Origin of the sequence: Lactobacillus colini (assembly GCF_017874575.1) — a bacterium.
Taxonomy (GTDB): Bacteria; Bacillota; Bacilli; order Lactobacillales; family Lactobacillaceae; genus Lactobacillus; species Lactobacillus colini.
Genome location: NZ_JAGGLU010000001.1, coordinates 199,233 through 213,076 on the forward strand (window position 1 = coordinate 199,233; position 13,844 = coordinate 213,076).

14 protein-coding genes are annotated in these 13,844 nt (G+C 34.3%); 13 read left to right on the forward strand and 1 reads right to left on the reverse strand.

Annotated features, from left to right (window positions below; all coding sequences use genetic code 11):
• The first annotated feature begins 144 nt into the window (after nucleotides 1–144).
• A complete protein-coding gene (locus J2Z60_RS01050) occupies nucleotides 145–1,023 on the forward strand; it encodes a YitT family protein (protein WP_209685505.1) in 879 nt (292 codons plus the stop codon).
• Nucleotides 1,024–1,100: 77 nt separating this feature from the next.
• Here the strand turns inward: J2Z60_RS01050 and J2Z60_RS01055 are convergent, their stop codons facing one another.
• Nucleotides 1,101–1,940, reverse strand: coding sequence for a pyruvate, water dikinase regulatory protein (locus J2Z60_RS01055; RefSeq protein WP_209685507.1), 840 nt, complete (start codon nucleotides 1,938–1,940; stop codon nucleotides 1,101–1,103).
• Between the two features lie 154 nt (nucleotides 1,941–2,094).
• Here J2Z60_RS01055 and rpsU point away from each other — a divergent pair, with 154 nt between their 5' ends.
• From rpsU to J2Z60_RS01115, 12 genes are all read left to right on the forward strand, one after another.
• Nucleotides 2,095–2,271 carry a 30S ribosomal protein S21 gene (rpsU, locus tag J2Z60_RS01060; RefSeq protein WP_002880182.1) on the forward strand — a complete coding sequence of 59 codons (177 nt, stop codon included), beginning with the start codon at nucleotides 2,095–2,097 and terminating at the stop codon, nucleotides 2,269–2,271.
• A gap of 101 nt (nucleotides 2,272–2,372) precedes the next feature.
• On the forward strand, nucleotides 2,373–2,816 hold the full coding sequence (locus J2Z60_RS01065; protein ID WP_209685510.1) for a GatB/YqeY domain-containing protein: 444 nt from the start codon (nucleotides 2,373–2,375) through the stop codon (nucleotides 2,814–2,816).
• 22 nt (nucleotides 2,817–2,838) lie between these two features.
• A complete protein-coding gene (locus J2Z60_RS01070; RefSeq protein WP_209685512.1) occupies nucleotides 2,839–3,801 on the forward strand; it encodes a PhoH family protein in 963 nt (320 codons plus the stop codon).
• Nucleotides 3,801–4,331, forward strand: coding sequence for an rRNA maturation RNase YbeY (ybeY, locus tag J2Z60_RS01075; protein ID WP_209685514.1), 531 nt, complete (start codon nucleotides 3,801–3,803; stop codon nucleotides 4,329–4,331). The genes J2Z60_RS01070 and ybeY overlap by 1 nt, the downstream gene beginning before the upstream one ends.
• A 59-nt stretch (nucleotides 4,332–4,390) precedes the next feature.
• The gene (gene era, locus J2Z60_RS01080; RefSeq protein ID WP_209685516.1) at nucleotides 4,391–5,299 is read left to right on the forward strand and encodes a GTPase Era; all 909 of its coding nucleotides are present in this window, start codon (nucleotides 4,391–4,393) and stop codon (nucleotides 5,297–5,299) included.
• Nucleotides 5,299–6,051 carry a DNA repair protein RecO gene (gene recO, locus J2Z60_RS01085; protein WP_209685519.1) on the forward strand — a complete coding sequence of 251 codons (753 nt, stop codon included), beginning with the start codon at nucleotides 5,299–5,301 and terminating at the stop codon, nucleotides 6,049–6,051. Before era ends, recO begins: the two co-directional genes overlap by 1 nt.
• Nucleotides 6,052–6,311: 260 nt before the next feature.
• Nucleotides 6,312–7,229, forward strand: a complete 918-nt coding sequence (gene glyQ / locus J2Z60_RS01090; protein WP_209685521.1) for a glycine--tRNA ligase subunit alpha — start codon at nucleotides 6,312–6,314, stop codon at nucleotides 7,227–7,229.
• On the forward strand, nucleotides 7,222–9,294 hold the full coding sequence (gene glyS / locus J2Z60_RS01095; protein WP_209685522.1) for a glycine--tRNA ligase subunit beta: 2,073 nt from the start codon (nucleotides 7,222–7,224) through the stop codon (nucleotides 9,292–9,294). Before glyQ ends, glyS begins: the two co-directional genes overlap by 8 nt.
• 18 nt (nucleotides 9,295–9,312) lie before the next feature.
• Nucleotides 9,313–11,106, forward strand: coding sequence for a DNA primase (dnaG, locus tag J2Z60_RS01100; protein WP_209685525.1), 1,794 nt, complete (start codon nucleotides 9,313–9,315; stop codon nucleotides 11,104–11,106).
• 14 nt (nucleotides 11,107–11,120) lie between these two features.
• On the forward strand, nucleotides 11,121–12,269 hold the full coding sequence (rpoD, locus tag J2Z60_RS01105) for an RNA polymerase sigma factor RpoD (protein ID WP_209685527.1): 1,149 nt from the start codon (nucleotides 11,121–11,123) through the stop codon (nucleotides 12,267–12,269).
• A gap of 89 nt (nucleotides 12,270–12,358) precedes the next feature.
• The gene (locus J2Z60_RS01110; protein ID WP_209685529.1) at nucleotides 12,359–13,042 is read left to right on the forward strand and encodes a tRNA (adenine(22)-N(1))-methyltransferase; all 684 of its coding nucleotides are present in this window, start codon (nucleotides 12,359–12,361) and stop codon (nucleotides 13,040–13,042) included.
• A complete protein-coding gene (locus tag J2Z60_RS01115) occupies nucleotides 13,039–13,836 on the forward strand; it encodes a Nif3-like dinuclear metal center hexameric protein (RefSeq protein WP_209685532.1) in 798 nt (265 codons plus the stop codon). Before J2Z60_RS01110 ends, J2Z60_RS01115 begins: the two co-directional genes overlap by 4 nt.
• Nucleotides 13,837–13,844: the final 8 nt, after the last annotated feature.

Sequence of the window (13,844 nt, forward strand, 5' to 3'; positions counted from 1 at the left end):
TCTTTTAAAAATATTATTACTACAATTTTAAGGCAAGCTAAATCTAGTATCAATATAAAAATAAATAAATTATTAATTGCAATTTAGCGCCTAATTGTTAGAATGTTAAGGTACAAAGATTAATTTTTATAAAAGGGATAATTTATGGATCAATTTGAAAAACTTGCACGCCGTCATAATTATCTTTCTAGGATTTCTGCAGCCTTTTTATATGCATTAGCAGTTGCTGTAGCGCTGAACTTTTTTTGGACACCGGGAAAAATTTATGCTTCAGGTATTACTGGCTTTGCTCAAGTTTTGCAGTCTGTTTCAGAGAGATTTTTGCCATTTACATTAACTACATCAGTGATGTATTTTGTGTTAAACATTCCATTATTTATCTTGGGATGGTTTAAAATTGGACATAAGTTTACAATATTTACTATTATAGCTGTATTACTCGGTTCAATCATGATGAAGTTAATCTCTCCGATTAAGATAACTTATGATCCAATAATTTGCGCTATTTTTGGTGGCGTAGTAAATGGAGTAGGAACAGGTCTAGCTTTGAAGTCAGGGATTTCTACAGGTGGACTAGATGTTTTAGGTATTATTTTAAGAAGAAAAACAGGTAAAAGCTTTGGACAGATAAACATCTTTTTTAACTTAATAATTGTTATCTGTGCTGGCTTTGTTTTTGGATGGAGTAGAGCTTTATATACTGCGTTAAATATTTTTATTAATGGTAGAGTAATTGACGCTGTATATACTCAGCACCAAAAGATGCAGGTCATTATTGTTACTGAACATCCTAAGCATATTGTCGAAGGAATCCAAGAGAAGATGCACCGTGGAATTACAATTTTGCATGATGCTGAAGGTGGTTTTAGTCATACAGAGAAGACAGTATTGCTAACTGTAATTGATCGCTATGATATGTATGACATTTATAATATTGTTTTGAAAAATGATCCATATGCTTTTATGAGCTGTAGTGAGGTTTCGAAGGTGTATGGTCGCTTTATTGAGCAAAAGCCTGTGTAGCTAATTGTCGAATAAATCAGAATATACTAAAAAGCCAAAGCTCTTGTTAACTTGAGCTTTGGCTTTTTAATTACATCCTATCTAGCGTAATCGTCTAAACCTAAATGTTCTAAAATGAGTGCCGCTGTTTCTTCGATAGAACGATGAGCAACGTTAATTACATAGCAGCCGAGTTTATCATATAATGCTTGAGCAGATGACAACTCTTTATTAATAGCATCCATATTTGAATAGGTTGTATCTGGATCTAAGCCATATGCGATCATTCTTTGACGTCTAATTTCATTTAGAACCGATGGATCATTGGTTAAACCAATAATCTTTTTAGGATCAATTTCATAAATTTCCTTAGGAATATGGGTTTGAGGAACTAAAGGTAAGTTGGCTACTTTCAAATTTTTATTAGCTAAAAATAGTGAAAGCGGGGTCTTAGAAGTTCTAGATACACCTAGTAAAACTACATCTGCTTCTAAGAAGCCCTTGGGATCCTTACCATCATCATACATAACAGCAAATTCCATAGCGGAAATTCTATCAAAATAATTTTTACCCATTTCATGAACAGCGCCAATATTATGATTGGGCTCAACACCAGTCAGACTATGGATATTTTCAATTATGCCAGATAGTAAATCGACATATTTCATTTTATGTTCACGGGCGAATTTAATAACTGATAGTTGTTCAGACTCATTAACTAAGGTAAATGCAATCATGACATTATCCAAATTTTCAACTTCAGAAAATACTTTCTCAAGCTTCTTTTTATCTGTAATAAATGGATAGCGGCGGTAGATGAAGTTGACATCAGGATATTGAACAGCTCCTGCTTGTACCATGTTAAAGGCCGTATCGCCAACTGCATCAGAAATAATAATTAGGTTTACGATTTGTTTATTTTCTATTTTTTCCTTCATAAAATCACCTCATTACAATATAGATTTTATCATTTTTTGGAAACTTTTTTTATAATAAAAGCATTAAACTATTGACCGATTTTTATCGGTTAGCTATAATCTAATTATATTGTTGTGGCACGTATGTGCCAAGAAATGGAAGGAGGGATCACACATGGCTAAGACAATCGTTCACGAAAACGAGTCTATTGATGATGCTCTTCGTCGTTTCAAACGTTCCGTTTCTAGAAGTGGTACCTTGCAAGAATACCGCAAACGTGAATTCTACGAGAAACCAAGTGTTCGCAGAAAGTTAAAATCTGAAGCAGCTCGTAAGCGTAGACATTATTAAGAAAAAAAGCTCTGTTAGATTCGTTTCTATCAGAGCTTTTTTTCTATAAAAAGTTTACAATAGTAAGAGTAAAGAAAAATATAGAGAAAGGAATATGGATTATGTCATTAACTGATACATTGATGCAAGATATGAAGTCTGCTATGAAGGAACACGACAAGGAAGCTTTAACAACTATTCGCTCTTTGAAGGCTGCTTTAATGAATTATAAAATTAAGGTAAATCATGAACTTACTAATGATGATGAATTGAATGTATTGTCAAGTGCAATGAAGCAACGCAAGGAATCATTAGAAGAATTCACTAAGGCAAAACGTGAAGACTTAATAGAACAAACTCAAAATGAAATAAAAATAATTGAGAAGTATTTACCAAAACAAATGTCATTAGAGGAATTAGAAACAGTGGTTGAAGAAGTTATTAAAGAAACTGGTGCAACTTCTAAGAAAGATTTTGGTAAAGTTATGCAAGCTTTGATGCCTAAAATTAAGGGAAAAGCTGACGGTAAGCAAGCTTCAAATGTTGTAGGTAAAAAGCTTAACTAAAAAAGCACAGGGAGGCCCATTAGTGGAAAAGTCTTTATTAATTGGAACATTTACACCTACTCATCCTGATAATATTGTAAATTTAGTTGGGATTAATGATTCAAATTTAAAGTTAATTGAAGAAACATATGATGTAGTGATTACTGATACTGGTAATGAAATAGAGGTTAAGGGTCCCGATGACTTAGTAAAAAATGTAATGCAAATTCTTACTGCCTTGGATAAGGTGGTCACTAAGGGCGTGACTATTACTGCTACTGATGTTGTAAGTGCCGTTAAAATGGCAGATAAAGGTACGTTAGAATTCTTTGGTGAATTATATAATAAAGTTTTGATTAAAGATGCTAAAGGCCGCCCTGTCAGAGTAAAAAATATGGGTCAAAAACGTTATGTTGAGGCTATTAAGAAATATGACGTCGTATTTGGAATCGGACCTGCCGGAACAGGTAAGACTTTCTTAGCTGTTGTGATGGCTATCTCAGCTTTTAAGAAGGGTGAAGTTTCTAGAATTATATTAACCCGTCCTGCTGTAGAGGCTGGAGAATCTTTGGGATTTTTGCCAGGTGATTTAAAAGAAAAGGTGGATCCGTATTTAAGACCAATTTATGATTCATTATTTGCTATCTTAGGTGTAGAAACCACTAATCGATTAATGGATAGAGGATTAATTGAGGTCGCACCACTGGCATATATGCGTGGTCGTACATTAGATGATGCTTTTGTTATCTTGGATGAAGCTCAAAATACAACTCAGGCTCAAATGAAGATGTTTTTAACGCGTTTAGGCTTTAATTCAAAAATGGTAGTTAATGGTGATCAAACGCAGATAGATTTGCCAGGAAAGGCAAAAAGCGGCTTATTGCAAGCTAAGCGTATTTTAGCTAAGATTGAACAAGTAAAATTTATTGATTTTACATTTAATGATGTTGTAAGACACCCAGTTGTTGCTAAAATTGTCAAAGCATATGATGAAGAGGGACATTAGTGAATAATTTAGATATTTCTTTTAATGACGAAATAGATTTTTTAAAAGACAATACACGTTCATGGATTCCGTGGATTACCAATTTACTTTTGTCAGCTAAAAAAGAAATTGGCAAAAAAAATCCTCAAGAAGTAAGTATTAACTTTGTTTCCAGTGAAAAAATACATGAAATAAATAAAAAATATCGCGGTAAAGATCGTCCGACAGATGTGATTTCTTTTGCAATTGAAGATGGCGAAGAAGACGACTTGATGAGTAAGTTTGCAATTGAAGATCCTGATTTTGTTGAAGATATTGGTGATTTATTTATTTGTATTAATGTAGTAAAAAAACAAAGTATTGACTATGGAACGGGGTTTGATCGAGAATTTGGATATACGCTAGTACATGGGTATTTACATTTAAATGGCTATGATCATATTGAAGATCAAGAAGCTGAAAAAATGTTCTCTATTCAAGGTAAAGTATTGCGTGAATACGGCTTACCGCTTTATCCAGATCAGGAAACTCATGGTAAACAGATTCATTAATCTGAAAATACCGTATCTTTCAAAAGATGCGGTATTTTACATATTAAGAAAGGCACATTATGGAAGAAAAAAAGAATTTTAAGTCAGGTTTTGTAGCTTTAATTGGACGGCCTAATGTTGGTAAGTCTACATTATTAAATTACTTAGTTGGGCAAAAGGTAGCAATTATGTCACCTCAGCCACAAACGACTAGAAATAAGATCTCTGGTATTTATACTAATGAAAATGAGCAAATTGTATTTATTGATACGCCAGGCATTCATAAGCCAAAAAATAAATTAGATGATTTTATGGATAAGTCAAGTTATTCAGCTTTAGATGAAGTGGATGCCGTTGTATTTATGGTAGAACCTGAACCTGCTGGTAAAGGGGATCACTATATTGCTGAACTTTTGAACAAAGTTAATAAGCCAGTAATTTTAGTAATTAATAAAATAGACATGGTTCATCCAGATAAGTTATTACCTGTTTTAGACTCTTATAAAGATCTAGGTGATTTTGCAGATATTGTACCTATTTCAGCAAGTCAAGGTAACAATGTTTCGGAACTAATTAAGACAATTTCTGAGTACTTACCGTTAGGACCGCAATTTTATGATGAGGAACAGATTACAGATAGACCAGAATATTTTATTGTTGCAGAATTAATTCGTGAGCAAGTTTTACGATTGACTCATGAAGAAGTACCTCATGCAGCAGCGGTTGTAGTGGAGAGAATGAAGGATTATCAAGCTGGTAAGTTGCAAGTTGAAGCTACTATTTATGTAGAGCGTGATGGGCAAAAAGGTATCATTATTGGCAAGGGTGGTAAAATGCTAAAGCAAATTGGTATCGCTGCACGCCATGAAATTGAAAATCTTTTAGGTGAAAAAATTAATCTTAGATTATGGGTAAAAATTCAAAAAAATTGGCGCTCAGATCCAATCTTTTTGAAAAAAAATGGTTATAATGCTAAGGAATTACGTTAATGACACGTCAATTAGTTGAAGTAGAAGGAATAGTCTTTAAAAGAAAGAAATTTAAAGAAGCCGATATTTTAGCTAAAATTCTTACTGATCAGTATGGAATCATCACTCTAGAAATCAAAGGAGCATTGAAGGCAAAATCTCGGCTAGGTGGGGCTACCTTAAACTTTTCTTATGGAAATTATGTAATTAATACTAATTTTAGAGGAATTAGTACCTTACGAACTTTCAAACAAGTAAAGCAATTTGATGAAATATATTTAGATTTATTAAAAAATTCATATGCAAGCTATTTATTAGACTTAGTTGATCATGCTTTTTTAGAATATCAGTCTATCGGAGAATACTATCCTTTAATCATGACTGCATTAAAAAAAATAAATGATGGTTTTGATGTTGAGATCATTACACAATTAGTGCAACTAAAAATGTTGAAGGCCTTTGGTGTAGAACCGCAAATGAGGAAGTGTATAATTTGTGGCAAAGAAAAGGGAGTATTTGATTATTCAATCGAATTAGGCGGTATTATTTGCAACGATCATTTTAACGAAAATATTTCTAGAATGCATCTACAGTCTAAAACTGTCAGCTTATTGAGAACGTTGATGTTAATAAATATTGATCAAATCTCAAATATTAATATAAGTAAACAGCTCAAGCTAGATTCTAAAAAAGTAATAGACAGAGTCTACGCTAGTTATTTGGAATTAAATTTAAAAACTAAAAAATTTTTAGATGAATTGGTCTTGCTTTAGAGAAGACTATGACTAGTTTTTTTAGCTAAAAAATGATAAAATTAACAATGTATTTTGGCAAATATAAAGGATTAGAAAAGTACTAGTTCAGCGAGTGTGAGATGGTGAAAGCATACCTAGGAAAAGGCACCTTTTAGCCAATGCAAATTAAGAGCAGGAAGAATAACTTCCTGAATTAGGGTGGAACCGCGAATCAAATCGTCCCTATGCAATTTTTGCATAGGCTTTTTTTATGGCCTATGTCGTAAGGAGAGAAAAAGATGTCAGAAAAACTGAATATTCAGAATATGATTTTCAAATTGGAACAGTTCTGGGCCTCTAAAGGTTGTATGATTATGCCATCATATGATGAGCAAAAAGGTGCTGGAACGATGAGTCCGTATACCTTTTTGCGTGCAGTTGGGCCTGAGCCATGGGCTGCATGTTATGTTGAACCTTCAAGAAGACCAGCAGATGGGCGTTATGGTGATAATCCTAACCGCTTGTACCAACACCACCAATTCCAAGTAGTTATTAAACCTGCTCCAGAAGATATTCAACAATATTACTTAGATAGCTTACGTGTTTTAGGAATTGAGCCTTTAGAACATGATATTCGATTTGTTGAAGATAACTGGGCTAACCCATCAATGGGATGTGCTGGTGTCGGTTGGGAAGTATGGCTTGATGGAATGGAAGTTTCACAATTTACATATTTCCAAGTGGTAGGTGAATTAGACGTTAAGCCAACTATGAGTGAAATTACTTACGGTGTTGAGCGCTTAGCTTCATACATTCAAGATGTTAATTCTGTGTTTGATCTTGAGTGGGGCGATGGTGTACTTTATCGTGATATTTTTAAGCAGCCTGAATATGAGCACTCTAAGTATGCATTTGAAGAAAGTAATCAAGAAGAGTTGCTTAAGTTCTTTGACGTATATGAAGCTACTGCCAAGAATTTATTAAGTAAGAACTTAATTCATCCAGCTTACGACTATATCTTAAAATGTAGTCATACGTTTAACTTGCTCGATGCACGTGGTGCAGTTTCAGTTACTGAACGTGCAGGTTATCTTTCAAGAATTAGAAATTTAGCCCATCTTGCTGCAAAAGGATTTGTTGAAGAGCGTGAAAAGCGTGGCTTTCCATTATTAAAGCACCAAGAAGAAAAACAGAAAGCGGGGCAAGACAATGACTAAGGATTATTTATTTGAAATTGGTACAGAAGAAATGCCAGCCCATGTTGTTTCTAAAAGTGTAAAGCAATTGGCTGACAGGACTAAAAAATTTTTAAAGGAAAATGGCTTATCTTTTAAAGATATAAAGACTTTTTCTACACCGCGTCGCTTGACTATTTTGGTTGAAGAATTAGCTGATAAGCAAGATGATATTGATGAAGTGAAAAAGGGCCCAGCTAAAAAGATCGCTCAAGATCAAGATGGAAACTGGACTAAGGCTGCACAAGGTTTTGCCCGTGGTCAAGGCATGACAGTCGATGACATCTATTTTGAAGAGCTAAAGGGAACAGAATATGCTTATGTCCATGTTCAAAAGGAAGGTAAAAAAGCTTCTGATATTTTGATGGGTATGAGTGATGTTGTTAAAGCTATGACCTTCCCAACTAAGATGCGTTGGGGAAGTTATGATTTTGAATTTGTTCGTCCGATTCATTGGATGGTTTCATTATTAGATAGTGAAGTTGTGCCTGTTAAGATATTAGATATAGTTGCTGGTCGAAAGACACGCGGTCATCGCTTCTTAGGTGATAGCTTAGTTTTAGCTAATGCTGATGATTATGAAGAAGCTTTAAAGAGTCAATATGTTATAGCTAATGCAGTTGAACGTAAAGACATAATTAGAAACCAAATAGAAGAATTGGCTGCACAACACAATTGGAAAGTTAAGCTTGACAAGGGACTACTTGAAGAAGTCACTAATTTAGTAGAATATCCAACTGTATTTGCGGGCAATTTTGATAAGAAGTATTTAAATATTCCAGATGAAGTATTAATTACTTCAATGAAGGATAATCAGAGATACTTTGAAGTATATGATGAAGATGGTAATCTAATTAATCACTTTATTTCTATCAGAAACGGTAATAGTGAGTACCTTGATAACGTTATTTCTGGTAATGAAAAAGTTTTAGTTGCTCGTTTAGATGATGCACAATTTTTCTATGATGAAGATAAGAAATATCCTCTATCACACTTTGTTGATAAATTAGAAAATGTATCATTCCATGATAAGATTGGTTCAGTTTCTGAACACATGATGCGTGTTAAGATAATTGGAGACTACTTGGCTAAAAAGTTCGGACTTTCAGATGAAGTCGTACAGGACTTTAATCGTGCAGCTGATATTTATAAGTTTGACTTAGTAACTTCAATGGTTGGCGAATTTGCTGAGCTTCAAGGAATAATGGGAACACATTATGCTCGTCTAGCTGGTGAAAAAGAAGATGTTGCTACTGCAATTAAAGAAAGTTATATGCCTATAAGCGCTGAAGGCGATTTGCCACAAACACAAGTGGGGTCATTACTATCAGTAGCTGATAAGTTAGATACTATTATTTCGTTCTTTGGTGCAGGAATGATTCCAACATCATCTAATGATCCATATGCTTTAAGAAGAAATGCATATGGTATTGTAAGAATTCTTTTGAATGAGGGCTGGTCATTATCTATTAAAGATACTTTACCTGAATTAATTAAATTGCTCTCAGGTAAAACTCCAGCTAAACTTCCAAAGAACGAAGAATCTGAGAATGAAATTTCTGACTTTATTCGTGACCGTATTAAGCAATATCTCCAAGTTAATGACTATAAGTATGATGTTATTGATGGTGTGCTAGCATCAAGCCAGCAAGATCCAATTGAAGTCTTAGCTGCAGCTAAGACCTTGCAAAGCCATCATGACGATGATGCTTTCAAACCAGTTGTAGAGAGTTTAACTCGCATTTCCAATATCTTAAAGAAGGCAAAATTCAAAGCTATTCCCGAAATAAACGAAGAATTACTTGATTCTGCTAGTGAAAGAGAACTTTATACAGCTGTTGCTCAATTACAAAAGCAGGAAGAATTAACTATTGCTAATTTATACAAAGGCTTCGTTGAATTGCAGCCGGTAATTGATAACTACTTTGAAAATAATATGATTATGGATAAGAACGAAAGTGTTAAGAATAATCGCTTAGCACAGCTTGCACAAATCAATCAATTAGCAACTCGTATGGGTGACTTAAGTAAATTAGTTATTAAATAATAGAAAAAGGGCGATTAAATGGCAGGACGTATTCCAGAAAACTTCATTAATGAAGTACGCAATTCTGTCAATATTGTTGATGTAATTAGTCAATATGTTTCGCTAGAAAAGAAAGGTAAGGATTATATTGGTCTTTGTCCCTTTCATCAAGAAAAAACTCCGTCTTTTACGGTGAGTGAATCTAAGCAGTTTTTTAAATGCTTTGGATGTGGTAAGGGAGGAAATGTGTTCAAGTTTATGATGTATAAAGAGAACTTGAACTTCCCCGAAAGTGTAAAAGCTGTAGCCAAGTTTGCAAATGTCACTATGCCAGAAGGTATAGGAATGGGTGCTGCTAAGCTAAGTCCACTAAAGCAAATGTATAAAGAAGCTACAGAATTTTACCACCATATTTTAATGACAACAAAAATCGGTCAAAGAGCGCGCGATTATGCTGCTAAACGACAATTAAATGAAGATTTGTTGCAGCACTTTAATATAGGATATGCACCAAATAATGAGAATATTCTGTTGACATATTTACGCCAACAAGGTTATGAAAATAAGTTATTAGAAGAAAGTGGTCTTTTTGTTAAATCACAACAAGGTGAACTATTTGATCGATTTAGAGATCGATTGATGTTTCCACTGGCTGATGAGGGAGGATATACTGTTGGCTTTTCCGGGAGACGCATTTCAGATGACCCCGAAGTTGCTAAGTATATGAATAGTCCTGAAACTGAGATTTTTAATAAATCTAAGTTACTCTTTCATTTTTTTGAAGCTAAGAAGGCCGCTCGTTCTGAGAATAGACTAATTCTTTATGAGGGATATATGGATGTGATTGCTGCCTATAGGGCTGGAATCAAGTCTGGTGTTGCCTCAATGGGAACTAGTCTAACTGAGGACCAGGTCTATATGCTTAGACGGATAACCCCGAATATTATTATTAATTATGATGGTGATAATCCAGGTGTTCATGCAGCTGAGCGTGCAACTAAGCTATTTGACAAGGTTCCAGGATTTAACTTGGGTATAGTAGTTTTACCAGATAATCTTGATCCTGACGAGTATGTGAAAAAATACGGCGTTGAACGTTATCAAGGTGAGATTGCGGGGGCCTTAGCGCCTTTGGAATTTTTGCTTAAACGTTTAGCTTCTAAATACAATTTGCAAAATGATCGAGAAAAATTAGCCTATATTAATGAAGCTATCAAGCTAATTGCTCAAGTAAACGATCCAGTAGCAAATGATTTATACATCGAAAAGCTAGCTAAGCAAACGTCAGCAACAAGGGAATCTTTGAAGGCTAGCCTTTTAAGAGAACAGAGGAGACTTAGACAAGTCCAAAGACATAAGACTGTAGTTTCAAAAGCCAATAACTCAGATCCACCGCAAATAGATCTAGCCCCAATTCATGAGGATGAAGATCCTGCAATTATTCGTCTGTTTTATCTTTTTATTCATAGTGAAGAATCGCGCAAGTACTTATTAAGTAAAAGATTTCTTTTTCCTGATGAAAGTTATGCTGAATTAGCTGAATTATGGTTAAAGTATCATCAAAGTCATGAGAATGCGGATATTAAAGGTTTCGTAGATTTTATTCCTGATAGACTTCAGGAAATTGTTGCAAATGTAGAGATGACCGATATGCCGCCAGAATATTCCAAAAAAGAAGTAGACGATCAACTAGAGTCTTTAAGGCGCAAGAATATCCGTAAAAAATTAGCAAATTTACAGTCCGAAATTAAGGAAGCGCAGATTAAGCAAGATAATGCAACTGTGTTGAAGTTAGTAAGCGAATTGATTACACTAAAAAGGCAAGTAAATTAGAGGAGGCTTTTTGTATGGCAGAAAAAAAGACTACCAAAATGACGACTCAAAGTGTAGCTTCCCAAGAAGGGGCTGGTTTAACACTTGATAAAGTAGTTAAGCAAATCGTTAAGGAAGTAAAAAAAGACAAGCAAATTACTGATACAGAATTTACTGAACGATTAATTACACCTTATCATTTAGAAGGAAAAGCAGTTGACCAGCTTGTTCAGGAATTTGAAGACAATGGTATTTCTATTGTTGATGAAAAGGGTGAACCCTCTCAATTAGCTTTAAAAAAGCAAAAAGATGTTGAAAAAGCTGAATTAAAAGATATGTCTGCACCTTCAAGTGTTAGAATGAATGACCCGGTACGTATGTATCTGAAAGAAATTGGACGGGTATCTTTGTTAAGTGCAGATGAAGAAATATCTTTGGCAAAAAGAATTGAATCTGGTGATGAAGAAGCTAAGCAAGAATTAGCTGAGGCAAACTTGCGTTTAGTTGTTTCAATCGCAAAAAGATACGTTGGACGAGGGATGTCATTTTTGGACTTAATCCAAGAAGGTAATATGGGTTTAATGAAGGCTGTTGATAAGTTCGACTATCGATTAGGCTTCAAGTTTTCAACTTATGCTACTTGGTGGATTAGACAGGCTATTACTCGTGCAATTGCCGATCAAGCCAGAACTATTAGAATCCCTGTTCATATGGTTGAGACCATTAACAAATTGATCAGAATCCAGCGCCAATTACTTCAAGATTTAGGTCGTGAACCTACCCCAGAAGAAATTGGTGCCGAAATGGATATGCCTACTGACAAGGTTCGTGAAATTTTAAAAATTGCTCAGGAGCCAGTTTCAATGGAAACTCCTATTGGTGAGGAAGATGATTCACATTTGGGTGATTTCATTGAAGACAAAGATGCAACTAGTCCAGAACAACATGCATCTTATGAATTGTTAAAGGAACAATTGGAAGAGGTACTAGATACATTGACTGATAGAGAAGAAAATGTGTTACGTTTAAGATTCGGTCTAGATGACGGTCGTACTCGTACCCTTGAAGAAGTAGGTCGTGTATTTGGTGTTACTAGAGAACGTATTAGACAGATTGAAGCTAAAGCTTTACGTAAACTTCGTCACCCTAGTCGTTCTAACCAATTAAAGGACTTTTTAGATTAGTTTTTTTATTAAACGAGTTCTCTTTTTACAAAATTAGCGAGAACTCGTTTTTATTATGCTAAAATTTTTAATTGAGGAGGCGATTATTTTTGGAAGAAAGATTAGCTCAATTAGCTAAGATGGTAGATCAGGGAGCAAGAATCGCTGATATAGGTACGGATCATGCTTACTTGCCAATTGAATTAGTAAAGGATGGTAAAGTTAACTTTGCAGTTGCGAGTGATGTAGCTAAAGGCCCCTTACAGAATGCTCAAGATGATATTGAACAGGCTGGCTTACTTACTCAAATTTCTACCAGACTTGGTTCAGGATTGTCTACTATTAGAGAAGAAGATAAAATTGATACTGTAATTATTGCCGGAATGGGTGGAAAGCTAATGGTAGATCTACTCGAAAAAGCTAAAGAAAATAAGCAAGTATATCCTACTTTGATTTTAGAACCCAATGTTGGTGAAGCTAATGTAAGAAGTTGGTTGTCAAACAATAATTACAAAATTATTCAAGAAAAAATCATTAAGGTTGCGGGTCATATTTATGAACTGATTAAAGCTGAGCATAGCCACAAAGCAGTTCCACTATCTTTAAAAGATATAATCTTCGGCCCTATACTGGTAAAAGAAAAGAATGAAGTTTTTCATGAGAAGTGGACTAATCAATTAGCATATCAAAAAAATTTGATTAATAATCTAAGTAAAGCTAAAAATATTAATACTGAAAAAATTAATCAATCAAAAGAATTGATAAAAATGATCAAGGAAGTAATTGAAAAATGACCAAAGTTATAGATATTGTCGAAAGATTAAGGAAAGACTTTCCAGAAGATATTGCAAGTAAAGGAGATCCTGTAGGTATCCAAATTGGTTCTTTTGACCAAAAAGTTACCAATATAATGACAACTTTAGATGTACGCCCACAAGTGGTTAAAGAAGCCGTTGAAAAGGGAGTGGACTTCATTATTAGTCATCATCCGGTAATGTTTCGTCCAGCAAAAAATTTAGATTATTCTGATCCCCAAAATCTTATGTATGCAGATATTATAAAAAATGGCATTACAGTTTACTCAATTCATACTAATTCAGATAAGGCTCAAGATGGCTCATCTGATTGGGAAGCAGAGGAATTAGGCTTGCAAGACGTTAAGCCATTTGCTTTAGATGAGGATGGTATAGCTATTGGACGTAAAGGTGTCCTGCCTAAAGCAATGAGTGCATATGACTTTGCTTACTATGTCAAAGATAAGATGGATATCAAAATGTCACGTTTAATTACTAATGATAATGATAAAATGATTTCTACTGTTGGCCTTATTTGCGGGGATGGAGGTAAGTTTTGGCGTCAAGCTCTTGAAGATAAATTAGATGCATTTATTACTGGTGATGTATACTATCATGTAGGTCATGATATAGTTTCATCTGGCCTAACAGTTATTGATCCAGGACACTATACAGAAAAACTATTTAAATATAAGTTAGCTGATAGATTAAGGGAATGGAATAAAGAGAATAATTGGAAAATTTCTGTTGAGATTTCTGAAGTAACAACTAATCCATTTCAAGATTTATTTTAGATAAGGAG